The organism is Duganella sp. CY15W, assembly GCF_009857555.1.
GTDB classification, from domain to species: domain Bacteria; phylum Pseudomonadota; class Gammaproteobacteria; order Burkholderiales; family Burkholderiaceae_D; genus Rugamonas; species Rugamonas sacchari.
On the sequence record NZ_WWCQ01000004.1, the window covers coordinates 514,792 to 538,882 of the forward strand.

The window sequence follows — 24,091 nt, forward strand, 5'->3', positions numbered from 1 at the left end:
CTGTGTTTCGTTGTTATCATTGGCACTTCGCTTAGAATTTCCTTGAACTGCCATGACCACGCCTGTCCTGCTGTCCGTAACCGCCTCCAGTAGCACTACCATTACCCTGCACTTCGACCGCGCCATCAAGGCCGGCACGGGCAATATTGTGATCAGCGATGGCAACAGCCAGTCCTATATGGGCGCTGGCGGCCTGTCCAGCCGCATCATCGGCGCGACCGATACCCGCACGCTGGTCCACAACGACACGCAAATCAGCTACAGCGGCCAGGATGTCACCATCCAGCTCAGCGCTGCCCTCAAAGCGGGCCTGCACTACAGCGTCACGATGCAGTCGGCCGCGCTGCTCGACAACAGCACCAATGACGCCTCTTCCAGCATCAGCTCGACCCGGTTGTTTGGCTTTACCGCCAGTGGCAGCAGCGCACCGGCGACGCCAGCGGCGGTGATTGGCGCCAGCATCCATTTCACCGATACCGGCACCAGCAGCGCGGATTACATTACCTCCGCGCAGGAACAAACCCTGACCGGCACGTACACCGGTACGCTGGGCGTCAACGAATTCATCCAGGTCTCGCTCGACAACGGCGCCAGCTGGCATCAGGCCACCGCGAATGCCGATACCCATGCCTGGAACTACATCGGCGTGATCGATACCGGCAACCTGACGGGCAGCACCTTCAGCGGTTTTAACGGCACCCTGCTGGCCCGCGTCAGCAACAGCGCTGGCGGCAACAGCGGTACGGCCAGCCACAGCTACACGTACAGCCATCACCCGATCGAGGCCAACGTCAGCAGCACGATGACCTTCTCCAGCGACACCGGTGGCAGCAGCACCGATCTGATTACCCAGACTGCGGCGCAAACGGTCAGCGGCACGTATAGCGGCAAGATAGAGAACGACCAGACATTGCAGATCTCGCTGGACGGTGGCGCCAGCTGGGTCAATGTCGCGGCGGACAACCACAGCTGGCAAGCGAATGTCACGCTGACGGCCGGCAGCCACACCATCCTTGCACGCGTAAGCGATATTGCCGGCAATACCAGCAGCACCACCTCCGTCGATTACAAGCTGCTCACCAGCACGGTGGCGCTCGCGGGCCATGCACTGGCGCTGGCCACGGGCAGCGACACCGGCATATCGTCTAGCGATGGCATCACCAACAATCCGCAGAAGGTCACGCTGAACGTGGATGGGCTGCACGGCTTCCATGCCGGCGACACCATCGAGATTATCGACACCAGCCACAGCTCGGCCGTGGTGGGCAGCTATGTGATCCAGGCCGCCGACCTGTATTACGGCGATGACTACTTCACCATCAATCAATACATCCCAACTGCGCGCAACACGGTCGATATCACCCTGAGCGGCCTCAGTGACGGCAGCCACGGTCTGGCCGCGCGCATTGTGGATGTCGCGGGCAATACCGGCAGCACCAGCAGCAGCGCCGCCATCACCGTCGATACGCAAGGCTTCCCCAACGACACGCTGAGCGGCAACCACTTCATCGAGACGCAAACCAGTGTCACTGGCACGCTGACCACCGCTTCGGCCATTACCGACCAGGTGGTCCAGGTGACCATGAACCACGGCGTCAGCTGGCAGGCCGCGACGCTGACGCAAACGGATGCCACCCACGCCGGCTGGAGCCTGGCGACCGACCTGTCGACGGCGCAGGAATATGGCGTACGCATCTCCGACACCGCCGGCAACGTCACCTCCACCGCCTATTACCTGAGCGCGCGCGAGACAACGTATAACCATCAGGAGTACACCGGCATTACCCTGTACGCGGGCGGCGGCATCGACAACATTACCGTCGGCGCCAACGCCTGGGTCAATGGCGGCGGCGGTTACGGCGACACCATCAACACCGGTGACAATTCAACGGTCATTGTCGGCAACGATAGCTATGTCACCACCGGCAATGGCGCCAACACGGTCAGCACAGGTTTCGGCGCCCATGTCACCACCGGCACCGGCAATGACGTGATTTATTGCAGCACCATCGACGGTGTAGTGATTCGCGGCGGCCTGGGCAGCGACAAGCTCACAGCCAACACCCAGTTCATGGGCACGATGGGCGGCGCGAACCTGGATGTGCAAGGTATCGAAGAACTCCACTTCGGCTTCCAGGGGGCCAACAGCCTGACCATCCTGACAGGCAGCGCTGTACGCACCTTCAGTGACAGCGGCACGCTGACCATCAGCGCGGACGCCACCGGCTCGACCATCCACCTGAACGGTTCCCTATGGTCATCCGGCGGCACGCAGAACGGCTACCAGCAGTATCACACCGTCGGCAACGAGATCCTGCTGATCGGCGCCAACATCACCATCGATACAAGCCTCACCTCGGCCTAACCCTGCAGCGTGCGGCGCGAGCGGAACTCGCGCCATTCGCTGCTGAGCGGATCGACGAAGCTGATGCACCGCGCCAGCAGCTGCAAGGGCTGCGAGACGTCATCCTGCTTGCACGGCAGCGCCACCGGATAAAACGCGTCGTTCACAATCGGAATGCCCAGTGAAGCCAGGTGCAGGCGCAGCTGGTGCTTGCGGCCCGTATGCGGGAACAGGCGATACAGCGTGAAGTCGCCGCGATGTTCGATGACGTCGATGAGCGTTTCGGAATTCGGTTCGCCCTGCTCTTGCTTCATGATGAAGAACTTGTCGCCATCCACCATGCGGCTGCGGTAAGTGAACGGAAAATCGACGCCGTGCAGGCGCGGCGCCAGCGCCTCGTACTCCTTCTCGATCACGCGCTTCTGGAACATGGACTGATACTTGCCGCGGCTTGCCGCGTTGCGCGAAAAGATCACCACGCCGGCCGTCTCGCGGTCCAGACGGTGAATCGGCGTCAGGTCCGCTTCGCCCAGCGTTTTTTTCAGCCGCACCAGCAAGGTCTCGTGCAGGAAGCGGCCGGTGGGTATCATCGGCAGGAAGTGCGGCTTGTCGACCACCACCAGGTGATCGTCGATATGCAGTATCTCCTCCTTGAACGGGATCGGCGTTTCCGGCGCATCCAGCTCGCGGTAGTAGAAGATGCGTAAGCCGCGCTTGAAGCGGCTGTCGGGATTCAAGGGATTGCCGTCGCCATCCACCACATCGTTGCGCGCCATGCGCTCGCGCCACGCGCTTTCCGGCACATCGGGAAAGCGCTCGATCAGGAAGCTGAGCAGATTCGGCCAGCTTCCTTCCGGCAGATACAGATAGCTGGGCGCGACACCGTCGCGCATGGGCAGCGGATGGCGCGACATATCAGGACTTGGGCAAGGCGATCGAGCGGTATGGCGGCAGGTTGTTGGCATCCAGCCCTTTGGCGCGCGCGAATACCGGCAGCACCAGGTTCATATTCTTGTTCATGTCTTCGATGCGCTGATTGCCGCTCGGGTGGGTGGACAGGAAAGGCAAGGGCTGGCTCTTGTTCACCGCGCCCATTTTCTGCCACAGCGCGATGCCGGCACGTGGGTCAAAACCGGCACGCGCGGCCAGGTCCATGCCCACCATATCCGCCTCGCTTTCATCGCTGCGCGAGAAGCTCAGCGACGCCATCTTTGCCGCGCCATTGCCCAACGCATCGCCAACACGCGGATCAACACCGAAGTAGGCAGCGCCAGCAGCGCCAGCGATACGGCCGAACAGCGAAGCAACGTTGTTCTTGCCCGCCTGCTCGCGCGCGTGTTCGCGCAGTGCGTGAGCGATCTCATGCCCCATCACCATCGCCACTTCGTCATCGGTCAGATTCAGCTTGGTCAGGATGCCGTTGTAGAAGGCGATACGGCCGCCCGGCATGCAAAACGCATTCACGGTGGGAGAATTCAGCAGGTTGACCTGCCAGTCCCATTTGGCGGCATCCGGATTCCAGCGTGTGGTGAACGGGATGATGCGCTTGGCGATGGCGCGCAAGCGTATCAGCTGCGGATTGGTGTCGGTGGCCACCGCATCCTTCTTGTGCGCTTCGGCCAGCATCTGGTTGTATTGCAGTTTCGATTGCTGATCGAACTGCGTGGCATCGCCGCCCAGGCCGCGCATGCGCGACAGCTTGTCAACGGGAATACCATCATTCTGCGCGTGCAGCGACAGGGCGCCGGTACAGAGCACCAGCGCCAGCGCGACGCTCTTCAATTTAAACTTTTTCATGTCTACTATTCCACGGAGCGATTTTCGGCAGCATCATCATTGCAGGGAAAGCGAGGATGAAGCACACGATAAAGAACCAGAACCACCCGGTTTCCGCAACAATATAACCTACCGAAGAATTGATGAATGTGCGCGGCACCGCCGCCAGGCTGGAAAACAGCGCGTACTGGGTCGCGGTATAGCGTGGATCGGTGGCGCGCGACATGAAGGCCACCAGCGCCGCCGAGCCGAGGCCCAGGCTGGCAAACGCCTCAAAGCCGAAGACAGCGCTGAGCAGCACCGGATCAGGCCCGGTTTTCGCCAGCCAGGCAAAGCCCAGGATCGCCAGTGCCTGCAGCACGCCAAACACCCACAGCGCGCGGTTGATGCCCAGCTTGATCATCCAGATGCCGCCCACCGCACCGCCAGCCAGGCTGGCCCACCAACCGGTGGCATTGGCGGCCAGGCCGATCTGCTTGGTGGTAAAGCCGAGATCGAGGAAGAACTTGGTCGACAGCGCGGTGGTCATCGTATCGCCGATTTTATACAGCAGCACAAAGGCGATGATGAACAGCGCCTGGCGGATGCCATCGCGCTTGATGAATTCGCGGAACGGCAGCACCACCGCCTCTTGCAGATTCTTCGGTGGCTCGCCGTACAGCGATGGTTCCCTGGTCAGCAGCGTGCAGACCAGGCCTGGCAGCATGAAGGCCGCCACCGTCCAGAACACCACCGGCCACGGCTGGCTGTCCGCCATCACCAGCCCCAGCGCGCTGGGGATCAGGCTCGCGGCCTTGTAGGCGTTGACGATGATCGCCGCGCCCAGGCCCTGCTCTTCTTCCGCCAGGATCTCACGGCGGTAAGCATCGATCACCACGTCCTGGCTGGCCGACATGAAGGCGATCAGGAACACCATGCCGGCAATCAGCGACAGCTCCAGTTTCGGATCCAGCATACCGAGGCCGCCGATAAACAAGAACAGCGCCAGCTGCGTCAGCGCCATCCAGCCGCGCCGCCGGCCCAGCGGGCCGATGGTGTAGCGGTCCATCAACGGCGCCCACAGGAACTTGAACGTGTACGGGAACATCGCCAGGCCAAACAGGCCCAGCGCCTTCACGTCCAGCCCGGACTTGGCCAGCCACGCCTGCATCAGGTAGATCAGCGTGTAGAGCGGCAGCCCGGAGCTAAAGCCCAGGAACAGGATGGAAACGGTGCGTCCGTTGATGTAGCTATACCAGGGCCGGTTGTCGGTCATTGAGCGGTCGTTATTTTTTGCGTAGTCGGAATACGGCAAGATCGCCGCGCAGATTAGGCAGGAAGGATACACGCTTCCCCTCTGCCAGCGCTACACATTCCATCACCTGCAAGCCACACTCTTCCGCCAGGTCACGGAAATCGTTGATGGTCGCGCAGCGCAGGTTGGGCGTGTCATACCATTCGTACGGCAGCGACTCCGACACAGGCATGCGGCCCTTCAGCAAGGCCACGCGGTGCGGCCAGTAGGCGAAGTTGGGGAAGGACACGATGGCTTCCTTGCCGACGCGGACGATATCGCGCAGCAGCGCTTCCACATGCTTCATCATCTGCAGCGAAGACAGGCACAGCACCGTATCGAAGGTGTTATCGCCAAACAGCGCCAGCCCCTTTTCCATATCCTGCTGGATCACGCGCACGCCACGCTGGGTGCTGGCCAGCACTTCGTCGTCGGCCAGTTCGATGCCATAGCCGCTGCACTGCTTGTCGCTTTGCAGGTAGTCCATCATCACGCCGTCGCCGCAACCGAGGTCCAGCACGTGCGCCTTGTTCTGCACCCAGTGCGCGATGAACGCCAGGTCCGGGCGCGCGCTGCTCAAATCATTGAAGTTCATACCTTGCCCCCGATCTCGTTCCACACCTGGCCGTAATAGGCGCGCACCATGTTCATGTAGCGCGGATCTTCCAGCAGGAAGGCATCGTGGCCGTGCGGCGCATCGATTTCCGCATACGTGACCTGACGGCGGTTGCTGACCAGCGCCTGCACGATTTCACGGCTGCGCTCCGGCGAGAAGCGCCAGTCGGTGGTGAAGGAAGCCAGGAAGAACTTGGCCTGCGTGCCGGCCAGCGTCTTCGCCAGATCGCCGCCATGGTGGCGCGCGGGGTCGAAATAGTCGAGCGCCTTGGTAATCAGCAGGTAGGTATTGGCGTCGAAGTATTCGCTGAACTTGTCGCCCTGGTAGCGCAGGTAGGATTCGATTTCGAAATCGACGCCGAAGTCGAATTTGTAGTCGCCGCTGGTGGCGATATCGCGCAGCTTGCGGCCAAACTTCTCGGCCATGTCGTCATCCGACAAATAGGTGATGTGGCCGACCATGCGCGCCACGCGCAGGCCGTTTTTCGGCACCACGCCATGTGCGTAGAAATCTCCGCCGTGATAGTCCGGGTCCGACAGGATGGCCTGGCGCGCAACGTCGTTGAACGCGATGTTCTGCGCCGACAGCTTGGCGGTCGAGGCGATCACCACGCAATGGCGCAAACGCTGCGGGTACATGATGGACCAGGCCAGCGCCTGCATGCCGCCCAAAGAGCCGCCCATGACGGCGGCGAACTGCTGGATGCCCAGCGCATCGGCCAGGCGCGCCTGCGCGGCTACCCAGTCTTCCACCGTGACCACCGGGAAGGCGGCGCCATAGGGCTTGCCAGTCGCCGGGTTGGTGTGCATCGGCCCCGTCGAACCGAAGCACGAGCCGAGGTTGTTGATGCCGATGACGAAGAACTTGCTGGTGTCCAGCGGCTTGCCGGGACCAACCATATTGTCCCACCAGCCGGCACTTTTCGGCTGGCCTTCATATTCGCCGGCGACGTGATGCGAGGCGTTGAGTGCGTGGCAGACCAGCACCGCATTGGATTTGTCGGCGTTCAGCGTGCCGTAGGTTTCATACATCAGCATATAGTCGCGCAGCGACGCGCCGCTTTGCAGAACCAGTGGTTCGGCAAAATGCATGGTTTGCGGCTTAACGTATCCCAGAGAAGACATCGTTGATCTAGTTTTTATGGGGGCGGCCCCGCGGGCCATCTATCAAGGCGGAACCGCGAGGGTGGGTTCCGCCACGTGCTACATCAACTGCAATTGTTCGACCGCGTCTGCAATTACGTTGGGTTCCATCGAGCGCATGATCTTGCGTGTCTGCGGCATGATGCGTGCAAGGTCGCTGTTCAGGATTTCTTGTTTGACCGACAGTAGCTGCGCAGGGTGCATCGAGAATTCGCGCAGGCCCATGCCCAGCAGCAGGCGTGTCAGTTTGACATCCCCTGCCATTTCGCCGCAGACGGCGACGTCGATCCCGGCTTTATGCCCGGCCGCAATCGTCATCGAGATCAATTGCAGCACAGCCGGATGCAGCGGATTGTAAAGGTGTGCGACCTCATAATCAACCCGGTCGATGGCCAGCGTGTACTGGATCAGGTCATTGGTGCCGATGGACAGGAAGTCCATGCGCTTGACGAACATCGGCAGCGCCAGCGCGGCCGCCGGAATCTCGATCATGGCGCCGACATCGATATCGTCGTCAAACTTGATGTTTTGCTCACGCAGCTCGGCCTTGGCCTGCGCCACCATGGCCAGCGACTGGTCGATCTCGAACGCATGCGCCAGCATCGGTATCAGGATGCGTACCTTGCCGAACGCCGAGGCGCGTAGGATGGCGCGCAGCTGGGCCAGGAAGATCTGCGGCTCCGCCAGGCAGTAGCGGATCGCGCGCAGGCCCAGCGCCGGATTGAGCGCAGTCTGCTCGCTCTGGTCGAGCGGCTTGTCAGCGCCGATATCCAGCGTACGGATCGTGACCGGGCGGCCCTTCATCGCCACCACGGCTTTTTTGTACTGCTCGAACTGTTCGTCTTCCGACGGGATCTTGTTGTTACGGCCCATGAACAGGAACTCGGAGCGGAACAGGCCGACGCCATTGGCGCCCGCCTCCATCGCGGCCGGGCAATCGTCCGGCAGTTCGATATTGGCCAGCAGCGTGATCTCGGTGCCATCCTTGGTGATGGCGGGCGTCTTCTTGAGCTTCTGAAGTTTTTTGCGCGCGCGGGCGGCGGCGTTCTGGCGTTCGCGGTACTGCTCCAGCACCAGCGCGCTGGGGTTGGCGATGACCACACCGGCATCGCCGTCGATAATCAGCCAGTCATCCTGCTCGATCAGCGTGGAGGCGCCGGACATGCCGACGGCCGCCGGAATGTCGAGCGAACGCGCCACAATCGCCGTATGCGAGTTCTGGCCGCCGACATCGGTCACGAAGCCGATGAAGGAACGGTCGCGGAACTGCAGCATGTCGGCCGGCGAGATATCGTGGGCGACGATAATCATTTGCGGCTGGTATTCGTCGTCGCCGGCCGGCGCGGCGTCCGGCAGCATGCGCTCGGTGCCCATGAGGACCTTGAGCACACGCTCGGCGACCTGCTGGATATCGGCCTTGCGCTCGCGCAGGTAAGGGTCTTCGATTTCGTCGAACTGCGCCGACAGCTCATCGATCTGCGTCAGCAGCGCCCATTCGGCGTTGTAGTGGCGGGTGCGAATGATGTCAAGCGGCGCTTCCGAAATCATCGGGTCGGACAGGATCAGTGCATGCACGTCGATGAACGCGCCGAGCTCCGTCGGTGCATCCTTGGGCAGCTCGTTCCACAGCGTCTGCAGTTCCTTGTGCACGGCGGCCAGCGCCTGCTGCAGGCGCGTGACTTCGGCCTCGACCTGTTCTTCCGCCACCAGATAGTGCTGCACGTCGAGCGCCGCAGGCGCCATCAGGTGTGCGCGGCCGATTGCGATGCCGCGCGAAACCGGAATGCCATGCAGCGTGAACGAGGCCATCGGCGGGCCTACCTGGAATCGGGGTCGGCTGCGCTCCGGCGACATTACTCGCCTTCGCCGAACTTGTCGTTAACCAGCGCGGTCAGGGCGGCGATGCAATCGCCTTCGTCGTCGCCGTCAGCTTCCAGCATGACTTTGGCGCCCTTGCCAGCAGCCAGCATCATCACGCCCATGATGGATTTGGCGTTGATGCGGCGCGCATTACGCGTGAGCCAGACATCGCTTTTGTATTTTGCTGCCAGTTGGGTGAATTTGGCGGAGGCACGCGCATGCAAACCAAGCTTGTTGATAATTTCAAGTTCTTGCTGAATCATTTTTCTTCTGTCTCAATCAGATTGCGCATTGCTAAAAAACGTCAGGCTTCCCCGACGCGTATCCGGTTGTCGACGCGCACTGCTCCACTTTGCGCGCCTGCCAGGGCCATTTCAACCACCACATCCAGCGTATCGCGGCGGTAGGTGATGGCCCGCAGCAGCATCGGTAAGCTGATGCCTGCAATGACCTCCACCCGGCCCGCATCGGCCAGCCGGTTGCAGCAGTTGGCGGGCGTGCCGCCTTTGACATCGGTGATGACCAGCACGCCGTCACCATCATCGAGACGTTTGATGGCCGCCGCGGCCATCGCCTGGACTTCACCAAGGTCCTGGTCGGCGATGACATCGATCGCTTCCAGCCGCTCGGTCGGACCACGAAACACATGCGCGCAAGCCGCAAGAAAGGCCTGGCCCAGTGGTGCGTGTGTCATAAGCAGTATGCCTACCATATTGTTAAACCGCCAGTAAGTAATGAATATTTCTTGTCATAGGAGACATTATTCCGACGCTGCAACAGCCGCCTCAATCGCATCGATGAAAGTCGCCGCCACCGGGAAGCCGGTTTGCTGCGTAATCTCCTGGAAGCAGGTCGGGCTGGTGACGTTGACTTCGGTCAGATGGTCGCCAATCACGTCTAATCCTACCAGCAACAGGCCGCGTGCAGCCAGTATCGGTCCCAGTGCATTGGCGATCTCGAAGTCGCGCTCGGTCAGCGGCTGCGCCACGCCGATGCCGCCGGCCGCCAGGTTGCCGCGCACTTCGCCGTTCTGCGGAATGCGCGCCAGCGAGAACGGCACCGGCTTGCCGGCGATGACCAGGATGCGCTTGTCGCCCTTGACGATGTCCGGGATGTAGCGCTGGACCATGATGGTGTACTTGCCGTTGGCGGTCAGCGTTTCGATGATCGAGCCCAGGTTCATGCCATCCGCGGTCACGCGGAAGATGCCGGCGCCGCCCATGCCGTCAAGCGGCTTGAGGATGACGTCGCCGTGCTGCTTCTGGAAGGCGCGGATGCGGGCTTCGTCAGACGTCACCAGCGTCGGTGAGGTGAACTCGCTGAACTGGGTGATGGCGACCTTCTCGTTGTGATCGCGGATTGCCGACGGCTTGTTGAACACCTTGGCGCCCTGCTTTTCAGCCAGCTCCAGCAGATAGGTGCCGTACACGTATTCCATGTCGAACGGCGGGTCCTTGCGCTGCAGGATGGCGTCGAATTCGCCCAGATTGGTTTCCGCCGGTTCGTCGGCGCGGTACCAGTCCTGGCTGTCGCCGGTGAAATGGATGCGCGCCACCCTGGCCGTCACCAGACCCTGCTCCACCGCCATGTCCTTTTGCTGGAACGCATAGACCTCGTGACCGCGCTTGCCGGCTTCCACCATCATGGCGTAGGTGGAGTCCTTGTAGGTTTTGAAGGTCGACAGGGGATCGGCAAGGAAGGCGATTTTCATGGAGGCGTCCAGTAGAGGTAATAATGGATTTTAGCCGAGATCGGCAAAGCGCTCAGTAGACCTCTGGATTCGGGTCGGTGCGTTCCATTTCCAGCGACGCCGCCAGCAGCGCCAGGCGCGCCACCACGCCATAGACATAGAAGCGGTTGGGCGCGGCCGTCCCCGGCTTGGCCTTCAGGTCCGGCACCGCGTGCTGCTGCGCGAACGCCAGCGGCACGTACTGCGATCCCGGTGCGTTGAGGTTCTGGTCGATGCCCTTTTCCGCGTGGATGCGGTAGAAGCCGCCCACCACATAGCGGTCGATCATGTAGACGACCGGCTCGGCCACGGCACTTTCGATGCTCTCGAACGTCGGCACGCCTTCCTGGATGATGAAGTCGGTGACTTCCTTGCCGTCCTTGATGACGATCATCTTGTCGCGCTGGGCCTGGGTCAGGTCCTTGATTTCGCTGGAATCCTTGATGGTCAGGATGCTGGTGCCGTAAGTGCCGGCATCCGGCTTGACGATCACGAACGGCTTCTGGTCCTTGATGCCGTATTCCTTGTATTTCTTCTTGATCTTGGCCAGCAGCGCATCAACGTTGGCGGCCAGGCATTCGTAGCCCTCGCCGGTGCGGAAGTTGACTGCATCGCACTTGGCGTGGAAGGGATTGAGCATCCACGGATCGACGCCGATCAGTTTGCCGAACTTCTTGACCACCTCGTCGTAGGCGTTCATGTGGTTGCTCTTGCGGCGCAGCGCCCAGCCCGCATGCAGCGGCGGCAGCAGGCTTTGTTCGTGGATGTTCTGCAGGATGTCCGGGATGCCCGCCGACAGGTCGTTATTCAGCAGGATGGTGCACGGATCGAAGTCTTTGAGGCCGACGCGGCGGCCGTTCGGCGAACGCACCAGCGGCTCCACCACCAGCATATTGCCGTCTGGCAAAGCGATCGGGGTCGGCTGGGTCACGTCCGGCGACAGCGAGCCCAGGCGCACGTGCAGGCCGGTCTGGCGGAAAATCTGCATCAGACGGGCGACGTTCTGCCAGTAGGTTGGATGGCGCTGGGTAATTTCCGGGATCAGCAGCAGGTTGCGCGCATCCGGGCAATACTTGTCGATCGCGGCCATGGCGGCCTGCACCGACAGCGGCAGCATCTCGGTGGCCAGCATGTTGAAGCCGCCCGGGAACAGATTGGTATCGACCGGCGCCAGCTTGTAGCCCGCGTTACGCATATCCACCGAGCAATAAAACGGCGGCGTATGCTCCTGCCATTCGAGGCGGAACCAGCGTTCAATCGCAGGAGTGGCGGCCAGGATTTTTTCTTCTAAGTCGAGCAGCGGTCCGCTCAGGGCCGTGACGAGGTGGGGAACCATGTTTACATCCTTATTACCGTGCAGACTATGCCACATGAGGGCAAAAATCCTATTTTAAAGGCAGGAAATAAAAAAAGCGCCCCGTGGGGCGCTTTTGGATGAAACATTATCAATTAGGCATGGTAAGCGGATTCGCCGTGGGTGGTGATGTCCAGACCTTCGCGCTCTTCCTCTTCCGGTACCCGCAGGCCGATGACCACGTCAACCAGCTTGTAGGCGATCAGCGCGACGATGCCGGACCAGATGATGGTCGTGCCCACTCCGGTGGCCTGAATAATCACTTGCGAACCGATCGAGTAGTCAGCCGAAGCCTTGTTGGCAACGTAGTCGAAGATGCCCTGGCCGCCCAGCGATGGCGCTGCAAACACACCGGTCAGGATAGCGCCCAGGATACCGCCGACGCCGTGCACGCCGAACACGTCCAGCGAGTCGTCCGCGCCCAGCAGGCGTTTCAGACCATTCACACCCCACAGGCAGATCACGCCAGCCAGCAGGCCCATGATCAGCGCGCCCATCGGACCGACGAAGCCGCACGCCGGGGTAATCGCTACCAGGCCAGCAACCGCGCCCGAAGCACCACCCAGCATCGATGGCTTGCCTTTGAAGAGCCATTCAGCGAATACCCACGACACGGTAGCAGCAGCAGTTGCCAGCAGCGTGTTGACGAAGGCCAGTGCAGCGATGTCGCCCGCTTCCAGCGCCGAACCGGCGTTGAAACCGAACCAGCCCACCCACAGCAGCGATGCGCCGATCATGGTCATGGTGACCGAGTGCGGCGCCATCGATTCGCGGCCGTAGCCGACGCGTTTGCCCATCATGAAGGCGCCGACCAGGCCAGCGACAGCGGCGTTGATGTGCACCACGGTACCGCCGGCGGTATCCAGCGCGCCTTTCTGGAACAGGAAGCCGCCTTTGGCCGTTTCCGTGGCCAGCGTTGCAGCGTCCTTGATGGCGTCAGGGCCGGTCCAGAACCAGACCATGTGCGCGATCGGCAGGTAAGCAAAGGTGAACCAGATCACTACGAAAGCCAGCACGGCGGTGAACTTGGCGCGCTCGGCGAAGGCGCCGATGATCAGGCCGCAGGTAATCGCTGCAAACGTGCCCTGGAAGGCGACGAAGATGAACTCAGGAATCACCACGCCTTTGCTGAAGGTGGCAGCGTAGGCAAACGCGCCTTTGGCCGGGTCCCAGATACCGTTCAGGAAGGTGCGGTCATGCAGGTTGCCGAAGAACGCATTGCCTTCGGTGAACGCCAGCGAGTAGCCGTAGATGGCCCACAGCACGATGATGAGCGCGAAGATCATGAACACTTGCATCAGGATCGACAGCATGTTTTTCGAGCGCACCAGGCCGCCGTAGAACAGGGCCAGGCCGGGAATGGTCATCAAGATCACGAGCAAGGTGGAGACCATCATCCAGGCGGTGTCGCCTTTTTGCGGCACTGGTGCTGGCGCAGCAGGTGCGGCCTCTGCCGGAGCAGCTGGCGCAGCAGCGGCTGGCGCAGCTGCAGGTGCTGCCGCAACGGGAGCGGCAACCGGCGCCGACGCGGCAGGTGCGGATGCGGCAGCAGCGGCAGGCGCTTCAGCGGCCGGTTTGGCGTCCTGCGCGTACACGGGTGCGGCCAGCGCGAACAGGATAGATACCCCAGCCAGCACGCTTGTTATAGTTTTTTTCATCAGTCTTCCCCTTAAAGAGCTTCGTTGCCGGTCTCGCCGGTACGAATGCGGATCACTTGTTCCAGGTTGTACACGAAGATCTTGCCGTCACCGATCTTGCCGGTACGGGCAGCGCCTTCAATCGCTTCGATGGCCTGTTCGACGACGGAATCGTCCACCGCCGCCTCGATCTTGGTTTTTGGCAGGAAGTCCACCACGTACTCCGCGCCGCGATACAGCTCGGTGTGACCTTTCTGGCGGCCGAAGCCTTTTACTTCAGTCACGGTAATGCCCTGCACGTTAATTGCCGACAGGGCTTCACGCACCTCGTCAAGCTTGAACGGCTTGATAATGGCGGTAATCATTTTCATACTGGCCTCGCTTAGAAGGTTTTGGAGATGGTCAGGACAGCACCGGCTTTACCCAAGTTCTTTCCTTGTCCGACGTAGGCGTCCGTGTCGGCATAGACCGCCGCCAATGCCACCGTCACTACGCCGAAATCTTTGGTCACGCCGATTTTGTAATCCGTGTAGCTGGAGGCGCTGTTGTTCTTCACGTTCTGACGGCCGATGTGCAGGTTCAGGGTGTAACCGTCATACACTTCCTGATTCAGCTGGCCATCGACGTAGCCGGAGTTCTTGGAATCGGCAAAGCCGAACAGATTGGTGGTCGACTGCGAATACTTCAGCGAGAATGGACCGGCCGAGATCTGGCCGTACAGCTCGAAAGTATTGGCGCTCGGGTTCAGCTTGTTCGACGGATAGTAGTAATACAGGCCGCCAACGTCATAGCTGATGGTGTCAGTGATATTGCCGCGCTTGCCGGCATACAGGTCCCATTCGACGCTGCCGTCGCCACCGCCGTCCTTGACCCATTTGATGGTCGACAGCCAGGTGCCGGCATAGAAGCCGGTGGGGTTATTGACGTAATCCGCGCCACCTTGCAGGGCAGGCTTCAGGCGGGTTTGCGATACGCCGCGGTAGCGGTAGTCGCTGACAACGGCAGCGTTAAAGCTGACTTCGTTGTCGGGTTTGGCTTCAGGGGCGGGTGCCGCCTCTTCAGCGTGCGCCAGGGACGCGAATGCTAAGGTCAACGCAGCAATCAGGGTTAAGTTCTTGGCCATTTTCATAGTTGTTTTCCTAGTGAGTTGAACTTGATTAGCAGATGCGGTTTAAAATCCTTATTAATGAAGCAGTGAAAGCATTCAATGGCTTCTTTAGCAGAATGTGTGCCAGCTAATGTTGTCTAGGAGTTTGGTGCCGTATCATCGTTGATAACGGGCCAGCCAGGATGAGCGTGAGAATCCGCACCAGATTAACGCCGGATCGCACCATGATGGTGCAGTGAAGGACCAACCAGAGCAAGGAATAATATGGATATGAACACTTTTTTTAACGACTTGCAAAACAAGATCAGCCAAGCCATCGAAAACTCACCAGCAAAGGACATTGAGAAGAACGTCAAGTCCATGATGACGCAAGGTTTCGCCAAACTGGACCTGGTAACGCGCGAGGAATTCGACATCCAGACCCAGGTGCTGGCCAAGACCCGCGCCAAGCTGGAAGCGCTGGAAACCCGCCTGGCTGAGCTGGAAGGCAAGATCAATCAGTAAGTTTTGCGATGCGCTCGCCCGTTTGGGTTAGCGCAAACGTGACGCGGCGGCCTTGGGCTACGCTGGCGGCTGGTTCTTCTTGTCCATCCGCCCAGCCATGTCCATCCTCGCCGTACTCAAGAGCCGCGCTCTGGCTGGCATGGAAGCGCAGGAAGTCAGCGTAGAAGTGCATCTGGCCAACGGCCTGCCCGCCTTCACCATCGTCGGCCTGGCCGATACCGAAGTCAAAGAAGCCAAAGACCGCGTCCGCGCCGCCATCCAGAATGGCGGTTTTGAATTTCCCGCCCAGCGCATCACCGTCAACCTGGCGCCAGCCGACCTGCCCAAAGAATCCGGCCGCTTCGATTTACCGATCGCACTGGGCATTCTGGCCGCCTCCAAACAAATCCCGTCCAGGCGCTTGCATCAATATGAGTTTGCGGGCGAGCTATCGCTGTCCGGCGAATTGCGCCCGATACGCGGCGCGCTGGCCATGTCGCTGGCCACCCGGCGCGACGGCGGCTGCCTGGCCTTCATCCTGCCGCTGGCAAATGCCGACGAAGCAGCGCTGGTGTCGAGCGCCGCCATCTATCCCGCCGAATCGCTGCTGCAGGTGTGCCGTCACTTTGCCGGCAAATCCGTGGAGAACATGCTGTCGCGTCACGAAGCGGCGCCGCTGGCCGCAGCGCCCATCTACCCCGACTTTGCCGACGTCAAAGGCCAGTTGTTGGTCAAACGCGCGCTGGAAGTCGCGGCAGCCGGCAATCATTCGGTCCTGCTGGTGGGACCGCCGGGCTCCGGCAAGACCATGCTGGCCTCGCGCTTCGCAGGCCTGCTCCCCGAAATGAGCGACGAAGAAGCATTGGAAACCGCTGCCGTGCAATCGCTGACCGGCGCCTTCCGCATCGAACATTGGAAGCAGCGGCCTTTTCGCGCGCCGCATCACACGTCTTCCGGCGCAGCGCTGGTCGGCGGCGGCAGCGTCCCGCGCCCCGGCGAAATCTCGCTGGCCCATCGCGGGGTCCTGTTCCTCGATGAGCTGCCGGAGTTTGATCGCCGGGTACTGGATGTGCTGCGCGAACCGATGGAGTCCGGCCACATCACGATTTCGCGCGCCGCCCGGCAAGCGGATTTCCCGGCCCACTTCCAGCTGATCGCCGCGATGAATCCCTGCCCCTGCGGCTACTATGGCCACCAAAGCGTGGCATGCCGCTGCTCGCTCGACGTCCGGCTACGCTACCAAAATCGCATCTCCGGCCCGCTGCTCGACCGTATCGACATCCAGATGGAAGTGGGCTCCGTTGCTCCCGCCATACTCGCCGCTGACGCGAACGGCGAATCCTCCACCGTCATCGCCACGCGCGTGCAAGCCGCCGCTCACCGCCAGATACAACGCCAAGGCAAGAGCAACCAGTTCCTCACCACCCGCGAGATCGATCATTACTGCAAACTCGACAAGCAGGGTAAAGAACACCTGAAATGGGCGATGGAGAACTTCCAATGGTCGGGACGCGCCTACCACCGCATCCTGCGCGTATCGCGCACCATCGCCGACCTGGCCAGGGCAGACCTCATCCAGCATGCCCACGTGATGGAAGCCATCCAGTACCGGCGCGCGCTGCCCGAGTAATCGCCGGCAGCGCAATATAAAACGCGGTTTTCTGGCGCTACCGGCATACCAAGTCCGGCGCAGTTGCTGCTATATTGCTCGCAGCTTATTCGATGCCAGGAACATGATGCCCCGTCTGCCCGCTTACCTTGCTGCCAGCGCACTGCTGGCCGGCTGCGCCACCTCGACTATTCCGCCGACCGATTTCACCGTCAATTCCGGCAGTCCGCGTGCGCCTGAACAGCTGGCCGTCACGTTTGAAAAAGTCGACCTGGCACTGCGCGTGGACCCGGCCAGCAAAAGCATCCGCGGCGACGCATCGCTGACCTTCCTGCTGAAAGAACCGCTGACGCGGATTGCGGTGGAACTGGACCGCAACCTGCCAGTCGACAGCGCCAGTGTCGACGGCGTCACGCTCGCGCCGTCTGCCATCAGCAATCCCGACGGGCGCCTGTACCTGACGCTGCCGACACCACTGCAAGCTGGCGCCCGCACCACCGTCCGCATCCAATACCACGGCATGCCGCAGATCGCCAAGCACGCACCATGGGATGGCGCCTTCACCTGGAGCCAGACCAAGGACGGCCAGCCGTGGATCGCCACGACGGTGGAAGGCGAAGGCTGCGACATGTTCTGGCCTTGTATCGATCATCCGATGGGCAAGCCACAGCTCATCGACCTGCACATCAGCGTGCCATCGCCGCTGGTCGTGGCGGGCAACGGCATCGCCACCGGCATGGAAGAAAAAGACGGCTGGCGCACCTACAACTGGCGCGCCAAGAACCCCAGCACCTATGGCGTGGCCCTCAACATCGGTCCCTACGATATGCTGTCCGCCGATTACGCGAGCAAGTACGGCAACCGCATCCCGCTGCGCATGTGGTACCTGAAAGGCCACGAGAAGGAAGCCCAGGGCCTGTTCAGCGAATTCGCGCCCATGCTCGATTTTTTTGAAAGCCGTATCGGCCCTTATCCTTTCGGCGACGAGAAAATGGGTGTGGTCGAAACGCCGCACCTGGGCATGGAACACCAGACCATCAACGCCTATGGCAACGGCTATCTCAAGTCGCCATTCGGCTACGACTGGCTGCTGCACCATGAGCTGTCGCACGAATGGTTCGGCAATCAGATGACCAATGCGGACTGGGACGATATGTGGCTGCACGAAGGCTTCGGTTCCTACATGCAGCCGCTGTACATGGAATCCCTGCGCGGCGAGATGGAATTCCAGGCCTCGCTGTTTGAATTCCGCAAAGCGCTGCTGAACAAATCCCCTATCGTCAGCGGCAAGAGCCAGCGCATCGAAGACATCTACGAGGAAGAACGCGGCGGCCCGGGACTCGACATCTACAACAAGGGGGCGCTGATCCTGCACACGCTGCGCAATCTGATCGGCGACGACGCCTTCTTCGCCGCCACGCGCCGCATGGTCTACGGCACCACCACGCCGGCACCGGGCAACTTCCGGCCGCGCTGGAGCAGCACCAGGGAATTCATCCAGTTCGCCAACGAAGCCAGCGGCCGCGATCTGTCCTGGTTCTTCGACGGCTATCTGTACCACGCCGCGTTGCCGGAACTGGTGGAGGAACGCAGTGCCGATAAGCTCAAGCTGACCTGGAAGTTGAAAGACGGCGGCACGTTCCCGCTGCCAGTCGAAGTCCGCATCAACAACCGTGTCGAGAAACTGGCGATGGCCGATGGTCACGGTGAACTGCCGCTACCGCCGCATGCGCTGGTGACCATCGATCCCAACTCGCGCGTGCTGCGCCAGCAGGACTACATCGACGCGTGGAAAGCCATCGAAGACAAAAAGAAGAAAGCGAAAAAATGAAGCACCAACTACCTTTGGCTTTGATACTCGCCGCGACGCTGTCAGCATGCAGCCCGAAATACGACTGGCGCGATTACCGCAGCAACGACGCGCCCTACGCGGTACTTTTCCCCGGCAAACCGGCCACACAAACACGCAGCATCAAGCTCGATCAACTGGACGTCAGCATGACCATGACTGCCGCTGAAATCGACGGCGTGGTGTTCGCCGTCGGCAGCGCCCAGTTGGCCGATGCGGCGCAAGTCCCGGCAGCGATTGAAGCGATGAAGACGGCCATGGTCAGCAATATCGGCGGCACAGTCACCGCCAGCAAGACCACGGCCAACGGTGCGCAGGAAATCGAGGCCGGCGGCAAAGGCATGCGCCTGGTCGGCCGTTTTATGGCCAAAGACCGTAGAATCTACCAGGCAGTGGTGATTGGTCCGGCCAGGAATATCGACGCTGAGACGGTCGATACCTACCTCAGCTCGTTCAAACTCTACTGAAATTCAGTCTATTGACTTAGAGAATGCTTAATTGGCGTGCGCCAGCGCGCAGACAAGTACGCCAGACCCTTGTAAAGTTTCAGCAATGGCCTAAAGTCTACATTAACGGAGTTGCCGTTAACTTTGACAACCGGCGCCCCGCACATTTTTTCACCAACAAGACCAAGAAAGCGCGTTTATGTTAATTGCCTTCAAATCCAAATCCAGCCCGGAAGTCTTGATGTATCAGGAACATGCACAACGCATCCTGGATCTGCTGCACAAAAATCCTACCCGTGGCGTCATTACTGCCGCCGAAGCGGCGCATGCGCTGTCGGTCCTGGAAAACGAAGTCGCCGAAAGCAAGCTGCATCCGGAAACCGATGTCGAGCACGACGCCCACACGCACGAACAGGAAGAAGGCGAAACCAGGGAACACGCTGTGCTGCAGCGCGTCGGTTTTGCCGCCCGCGCCTTCCCGCTGCTGGAAATGCTGCGCACCGCAAAAGCGGAAAACGAAAACATCATCTGGGGGATTTAATCCCCGTTTAGTCCCCTGCGAGGGACGCCTTCAACGGTAAATCCATCGTGAAGCGCGTCCCGATCCCGACCGCACTGTCTACCCGGATCGAACCATCCAGCAGCGACGTCACGATGTTGTATGTGATGCTCAGCCCCAGTCCATTCCCGCCCTGTCCCAGCTTGGTCGTGAAGAACGGATCAAAGATGCGCGCCTGATGTTCAAGCGGGATGCCTTTGCCATCATCTTGGAATACCACTCGCACACGCTCCGCGCCCAGCGGTACAGCCCACATGCGGATCTCGCCGCCGTCGCGCTCTTCAAACGCATGCAGCAGCGCGTTGTTAATCAGGTTGATAATCACCTGGCCATACGGACCAGGGAAGCTATCGAGCACGATATCGTCCGGCATCTCCACCACCATATGATGGCCAGCCTTGCGCACCTGGTTCTTCATCGTCATCACGATCTCATTGCTGGCCTGGTGCAGATTGAACTTGCGCCGTTTGGCGCTGGCCTGATCCACCGCCACCTGCTTGAAGCTGTTCACCAGCTCCGCCGCATTGCGCAGACTGCGCATCAGCAGCGTCGAAGCCTCGCGTGACGCTTCGATGAAGCTGTGCAGGTCGGAGCGCCGCAGGGTATTGCTGCCGTTGAGCTTTTCGATATCGTTGGTTTTATCTTCCAGCGTGCTGGCGATCACCAGGCTGTTGCCGATCGGCGTATTCAATTCATGCGCCACGCCAGCCACCAGCGAACCAAGCGCCGCCAGCTTTTCACGTTCCACCAGCTGCTGCTGCGTGTCCTGCAACTGGCGATAAGAGTCCGCATTGGCAAACGCCACGGCCACGTAGGAGGCCAGTGTGGTCAGCATATCCAGATCGATGCGCTGATACGCATGCGTGCGATAGCTATGCACGGTAATCACACCGCGCACATGGCCGCCGACCGAGATGGGGACATAAATCATGGAGCGTGGTTCGGTCGGCCGCGAGCCATCTTCCAGCGTGCCCATATTCTCTTCACCAGACACCAGGTCCAGGTGGTCGACGTACTGCGGATACTCCTGCTCCAGATCGTTGATGAACACTTCCTTCGCATGCGTGATGCACCACACCGCCAGCTGGTTCGGCTCACGCATGCTGCGCGTGTAAGGCGTATAGCGCTTGCCACGTTCCATCGCAAACGGATATTCAATCAGCTCCTGCTCCGGCCTGTAGATACCGATGCCGAACACGCTCGCATCCATCAGATCATGCACCTGCTGGTACAACAGCGACATGATGGCCTCGCTCTCCAGATTGGCCGTGATGCTGCGGCCAATTTCGGACAGCAGCGAAATATTCCGGTGCGCCGCTTCGACGTTTTCCTTCTCGCGCTGGATCGATTCCTTCTGCTGCACCAGCTGGTGGGTACGGCTGCTGACCTGCTGTTCCAGCGCCTGCTTTTGCCGCACCAGCAAGCGGATGCGAATGCGGAACAGCAGATACGCGCTACCCAGCACGAGGGCTGCGATCAGGAGCCGGAACCACCAGGTCTTCCAGAACGGCGGCGCGATCGTCAGCGCCACCGTGACCGGTTCCGTGCTCCACACACCATCCTTGTTCGCCGCCTTCACGCGGAACACATAACTGCCCGGGTCCAGATTGGTGTAAGTGGCAAAGCGCTTGCCCGCATCCGCCGTCACCCAGCCCGGATCGAAGCCTTGCAGCTGGTAGGCATAGCGGTTGCGCTGCGGGTCGGCATAATGCAGGCCGGCGAATTCAAACGAGAACACCGCATCGCGGTACGACAGGGCCAGGGATCTGGCTTGGTCGATGGGGCCTTGCTCCAGCACGTCCGTACGCGGCGTCGTCCCCAGCACCGACTGATTGAAAATCGAGAAGTCGGTGATCGATACCGGCGGCGCGAAAGGATTGTCATGCACATGCGAAGGCTGGAATGCCGTCACACCCTCAACGCCACCAAAATACAGCGTGCCGTCCGGCGCGCGATAACCCGCGCCGATAAAGTAGGAACTGTCCAGTAGCCCGTCTCTGGACGTATAATTCTTGAATACGCCGGTTTCGGGATTGAACAGCGAGATGCCAGCCGTGGTGCTGATCCACAGGCGTCCCTGCCCGTCACCGAGAATGGCGCCGATAGGATCAGGCGAGCGGCCATTGTCAGGCGGGTAGAAACGGAAGTGCAGCCTGCCGTCACTGCCCATGCGTCCCATGCACAGGCCAGCGGCCGTGCCTATCCAGATGCGTTCCTGGCCATCTTGATACAGATGGTGCACACGGTTGTGACTCAGGCTGTCGCTTTGGGCCGGATTGTGTCGGTAGTGTTCAAACTTGCTGGTGCTGCGGTCAAAACGGTCCAGGCCATTCTCCGTTCCCACCCACAGATTACCGCGCTTATCCTCCATCAGCGTGTAGACACGGCCAGACAGCTTGTCCGCGTCAGCCGTATCCGCAGCATAGCTTTGCACGGCCAGCGTATGCGGGTCGATGCGGTTCAAGGTGGTGCGCGTGCCAGCCCAGATCACACCTTCATGATCCACCAGAATGCGCTGTACCGAATGTGCCTGGGGATCGTCACCGAGCGCCACCGAAACAGAGCGTCCGCTGACAGGGTCGCGCGCTGACAGACCATTGATTGTGCCTATCCATAGCCGCCCTTGCTGGTCCGTGGCCAGCGTGACCGGCGGGTCGGAAAGCACGCTGCCGGTATGCCGCTCTCCACTGGCGATAACACTGACCTGGCCTTGCGCCGGGTCCAGCAGCGCCAGGCCAGTGCTGGTTCCTATCCAGACCTTGCCATCCGGCGCATCGGCAAACGCGCGCACCTTGCTGCCACCGATGCTGGGCAGCACGCCTGCGTGTTCCGTGTAGCGTTCAAAGCCGCCGCTATTCAAGTCCACGCGGTCCACACCGGCATACCAGTTCCCCACCCACAGCGTCCCGCTGCGGTCCTGATATAAGGCACTGATCTGGTTATCGCCGATACTGTGGCGGTTCTGATTGTCGCGCCGGTAGTTGTAGAAACGGCCGCTGACCGGATCGCGCCGTTTTACGCCATCGGTGAAAGTGCCCAGCCACAGCGTGCCATCGCGGTCATGCAGTATTTTCGGCACGCGCACATCGGCCAGGTCAGGGGGAACAGCGAGCGCCATGCGCTCAGCCGACACCCCATTCAGACGCCACGCCTGCACACCGCGCATGGTGCCCGCCCATAGCACGCCATCGGGCGAGATGGACAAGGACATGATGTTGTTTTCGAGACGGCTGTCCTGCGTGCCGAAGTGGCGAAACTGGCGACTGCCGGCAGGCAGCAGTTCCAGCCCGCGTGCTGTGCCCAGCCACAGATTGCCCTGTTTGTCGTGGACCAGCGCACCGACGCGGTCATCGTTGATGGTGGTGCTGTCTGCGTCGGCATGGCGCAGCGTTTGCAGCTGACTGCTGGCTGTATCCAGATGTTGCAGGCCGTCGGCAGTCACCAGCCACAACCCCTGCTTGCCGTCGCCGACGATCGCGGTCACGGATACTTTGGACAGCACGTGCGTGAAGCCCTGGAGGACAGGATCGTAGCGGTCAAGGCCCCCCTTGTTGCCGACCCACAGCTGGCCGGTGGCATCTTCATACAGGGCCTGCACGTAGTTGTCCTGCAGGCTGTGTGCGAGAGCGGGGTCGTTTTTGAAATTCGTGACGCGATAACCGTCGTAGCGATTCAGGCCAGCCTGGGTGCCAAACCACATATAACCGTGGTTATCCTGCAGGACACTGGTGACGGATTCCTGGGTCAGTCCCTGTTCTACGCCCAGATGTTCAAAGCGCAGCGTGAGCGGCGCGGCGCGCGCCACAGAAAATAGCGCCAGCACGAGCAGACTACAAGCAAAAATAAATCGTATTGCGTAAGCTGGCATGGGTTGCATCTCCGATATCGACCCATTTTAATGTACAAAAGCAAAAAAGCCCCGACCAGTTTTATCCGGAAGGGGCTTTTTCTATATAACTAGCTTGACGATAACCTACTTTCACACTGGTTGCAGCACTATCATCGGCGCAGAGTCATTTCACGGTCCTGTTCGGGATGGGAAGGGGTGGGACTGACTTGCTATGGTCATCAAGCTTTGACTTGTATGCTCCGCAGCCACATGGTGGGCTGCACAGCGAATCTGGGAGAAGTAAAGTTTGGGGGTAGCACTCACCATCTTAGTAAATGCATATAACCGGCAAGGTTATAGGGACAAGCCGTACGGGCAATTAGTATCAGTTAGCTTAATGCATTACTGCACTTCCACACCTGACCTATCAACGTCCTGGTCTCGAACGACCCTTCAAAGAGCTCAAGGCTCTGGGAA

The 24,091-nt window shown here is 60.6% G+C and carries 20 protein-coding genes and 2 rRNA genes; 6 read left to right on the top strand and 16 right to left on the bottom strand.

Annotation, left to right across the window (positions count from 1 at the left end):
• Positions 1 to 52 precede the first annotated feature (52 nt).
• A complete protein-coding gene (locus tag GTP58_RS22395) occupies positions 53 to 2,365 on the top strand; it encodes an Ig-like domain-containing protein (protein WP_161079313.1) in 2,313 nt (770 codons plus the stop codon).
• Here the strand turns inward: GTP58_RS22395 and GTP58_RS22400 are convergent.
• The 13 genes from GTP58_RS22400 to GTP58_RS22460 form a co-directional block, all read right to left on the bottom strand.
• On the bottom strand, positions 2,362 to 3,258 hold the full coding sequence (locus GTP58_RS22400; RefSeq protein ID WP_161079314.1) for a pseudouridine synthase: 897 nt from the start codon (positions 3,256 to 3,258) through the stop codon (positions 2,362 to 2,364). The genes GTP58_RS22395 and GTP58_RS22400 overlap by 4 nt on opposite strands.
• Position 3,259: 1 nt before the next feature.
• Positions 3,260 to 4,141: a M48 family metallopeptidase gene (locus tag GTP58_RS22405; RefSeq protein WP_161079315.1), complete on the bottom strand. Its 882-nt coding sequence runs from the start codon at positions 4,139 to 4,141 to the stop codon at positions 3,260 to 3,262.
• Positions 4,128 to 5,375: an AmpG family muropeptide MFS transporter gene (locus GTP58_RS22410; protein ID WP_161079316.1), complete on the bottom strand. Its 1,248-nt coding sequence runs from the start codon at positions 5,373 to 5,375 to the stop codon at positions 4,128 to 4,130. Before GTP58_RS22410 ends, GTP58_RS22405 begins: the two co-directional genes overlap by 14 nt.
• Before the next feature lie 10 nt (positions 5,376 to 5,385).
• Positions 5,386 to 5,988, bottom strand: coding sequence for a methionine biosynthesis protein MetW (metW, locus tag GTP58_RS22415; RefSeq protein WP_161079317.1), 603 nt, complete (start codon positions 5,986 to 5,988; stop codon positions 5,386 to 5,388).
• Complete coding sequence (locus GTP58_RS22420; protein ID WP_229215694.1) at positions 5,985 to 7,100, bottom strand: homoserine O-acetyltransferase; 1,116 nt, start codon at positions 7,098 to 7,100, stop codon at positions 5,985 to 5,987. Before GTP58_RS22420 ends, metW begins: the two co-directional genes overlap by 4 nt.
• 111 nt (positions 7,101 to 7,211) lie before the next feature.
• On the bottom strand, positions 7,212 to 8,960 hold the full coding sequence (gene ptsP / locus GTP58_RS22425) for a phosphoenolpyruvate--protein phosphotransferase (RefSeq protein WP_161079319.1): 1,749 nt from the start codon (positions 8,958 to 8,960) through the stop codon (positions 7,212 to 7,214).
• A 44-nt stretch (positions 8,961 to 9,004) separates the two neighbouring features.
• Positions 9,005 to 9,274 carry an HPr family phosphocarrier protein gene (locus GTP58_RS22430; protein ID WP_072789174.1) on the bottom strand — a complete coding sequence of 90 codons (270 nt, stop codon included), beginning with the start codon at positions 9,272 to 9,274 and terminating at the stop codon, positions 9,005 to 9,007.
• A 41-nt stretch (positions 9,275 to 9,315) separates the two neighbouring features.
• On the bottom strand, positions 9,316 to 9,723 hold the full coding sequence (locus GTP58_RS22435; RefSeq protein WP_161079320.1) for a PTS sugar transporter subunit IIA: 408 nt from the start codon (positions 9,721 to 9,723) through the stop codon (positions 9,316 to 9,318).
• A 48-nt stretch (positions 9,724 to 9,771) separates the two neighbouring features.
• Entirely contained in the window at positions 9,772 to 10,722 is a 951-nt protein-coding gene (gshB, locus tag GTP58_RS22440; protein ID WP_161079321.1) for a glutathione synthase, read from the bottom strand.
• Between the two features lie 52 nt (positions 10,723 to 10,774).
• On the bottom strand, positions 10,775 to 12,076 hold the full coding sequence (gene gshA / locus GTP58_RS22445) for a glutamate--cysteine ligase (RefSeq protein ID WP_072789180.1): 1,302 nt from the start codon (positions 12,074 to 12,076) through the stop codon (positions 10,775 to 10,777).
• Positions 12,077 to 12,189: 113 nt separating this feature from the next.
• Positions 12,190 to 13,752 carry an ammonium transporter gene (locus tag GTP58_RS22450; RefSeq protein ID WP_161079322.1) on the bottom strand — a complete coding sequence of 521 codons (1,563 nt, stop codon included), beginning with the start codon at positions 13,750 to 13,752 and terminating at the stop codon, positions 12,190 to 12,192.
• A gap of 11 nt (positions 13,753 to 13,763) precedes the next feature.
• Positions 13,764 to 14,102: a P-II family nitrogen regulator gene (locus tag GTP58_RS22455; protein WP_072789187.1), complete on the bottom strand. Its 339-nt coding sequence runs from the start codon at positions 14,100 to 14,102 to the stop codon at positions 13,764 to 13,766.
• An 11-nt stretch (positions 14,103 to 14,113) separates the two neighbouring features.
• Positions 14,114 to 14,860, bottom strand: a complete 747-nt coding sequence (locus GTP58_RS22460; protein ID WP_161079323.1) for a TorF family putative porin — start codon at positions 14,858 to 14,860, stop codon at positions 14,114 to 14,116.
• Between the two features lie 243 nt (positions 14,861 to 15,103).
• Between GTP58_RS22460 and GTP58_RS22465 the strand changes: the two genes are divergently transcribed.
• The 5 genes from GTP58_RS22465 (at position 15,104) to GTP58_RS22485 (ending at position 19,767) form a co-directional block, all read left to right on the top strand.
• On the top strand, positions 15,104 to 15,343 hold the full coding sequence (locus GTP58_RS22465; protein WP_072789195.1) for an accessory factor UbiK family protein: 240 nt from the start codon (positions 15,104 to 15,106) through the stop codon (positions 15,341 to 15,343).
• Positions 15,344 to 15,440: 97 nt separating this feature from the next.
• On the top strand, positions 15,441 to 16,952 hold the full coding sequence (locus tag GTP58_RS22470) for a YifB family Mg chelatase-like AAA ATPase (RefSeq protein WP_161079324.1): 1,512 nt from the start codon (positions 15,441 to 15,443) through the stop codon (positions 16,950 to 16,952).
• A 103-nt stretch (positions 16,953 to 17,055) separates the two neighbouring features.
• On the top strand, positions 17,056 to 18,762 hold the full coding sequence (locus tag GTP58_RS22475; protein WP_229215695.1) for a M1 family metallopeptidase: 1,707 nt from the start codon (positions 17,056 to 17,058) through the stop codon (positions 18,760 to 18,762).
• Positions 18,759 to 19,247, top strand: coding sequence for a hypothetical protein (locus tag GTP58_RS22480; protein ID WP_161079325.1), 489 nt, complete (start codon positions 18,759 to 18,761; stop codon positions 19,245 to 19,247). The genes GTP58_RS22475 and GTP58_RS22480 overlap by 4 nt, the downstream gene beginning before the upstream one ends.
• 178 nt (positions 19,248 to 19,425) lie before the next feature.
• Positions 19,426 to 19,767: a DUF1840 domain-containing protein gene (locus GTP58_RS22485; RefSeq protein ID WP_072790889.1), complete on the top strand. Its 342-nt coding sequence runs from the start codon at positions 19,426 to 19,428 to the stop codon at positions 19,765 to 19,767.
• Positions 19,768 to 19,774: 7 nt separating this feature from the next.
• On the opposite strand, the gene GTP58_RS22490 is transcribed toward GTP58_RS22485, so the two are convergent.
• From GTP58_RS22490 to GTP58_RS22500, 3 genes are all read right to left on the bottom strand, one after another.
• The gene (locus GTP58_RS22490) at positions 19,775 to 23,608 is read right to left on the bottom strand and encodes a two-component regulator propeller domain-containing protein (protein WP_373924768.1); all 3,834 of its coding nucleotides are present in this window, start codon (positions 23,606 to 23,608) and stop codon (positions 19,775 to 19,777) included.
• A gap of 137 nt (positions 23,609 to 23,745) precedes the next feature.
• Positions 23,746 to 23,858, bottom strand: a 5S ribosomal RNA gene (gene rrf, locus GTP58_RS22495).
• A 114-nt stretch (positions 23,859 to 23,972) separates the two neighbouring features.
• Positions 23,973 to 24,091, bottom strand: a 23S ribosomal RNA gene (locus tag GTP58_RS22500); the annotation flags it as partial.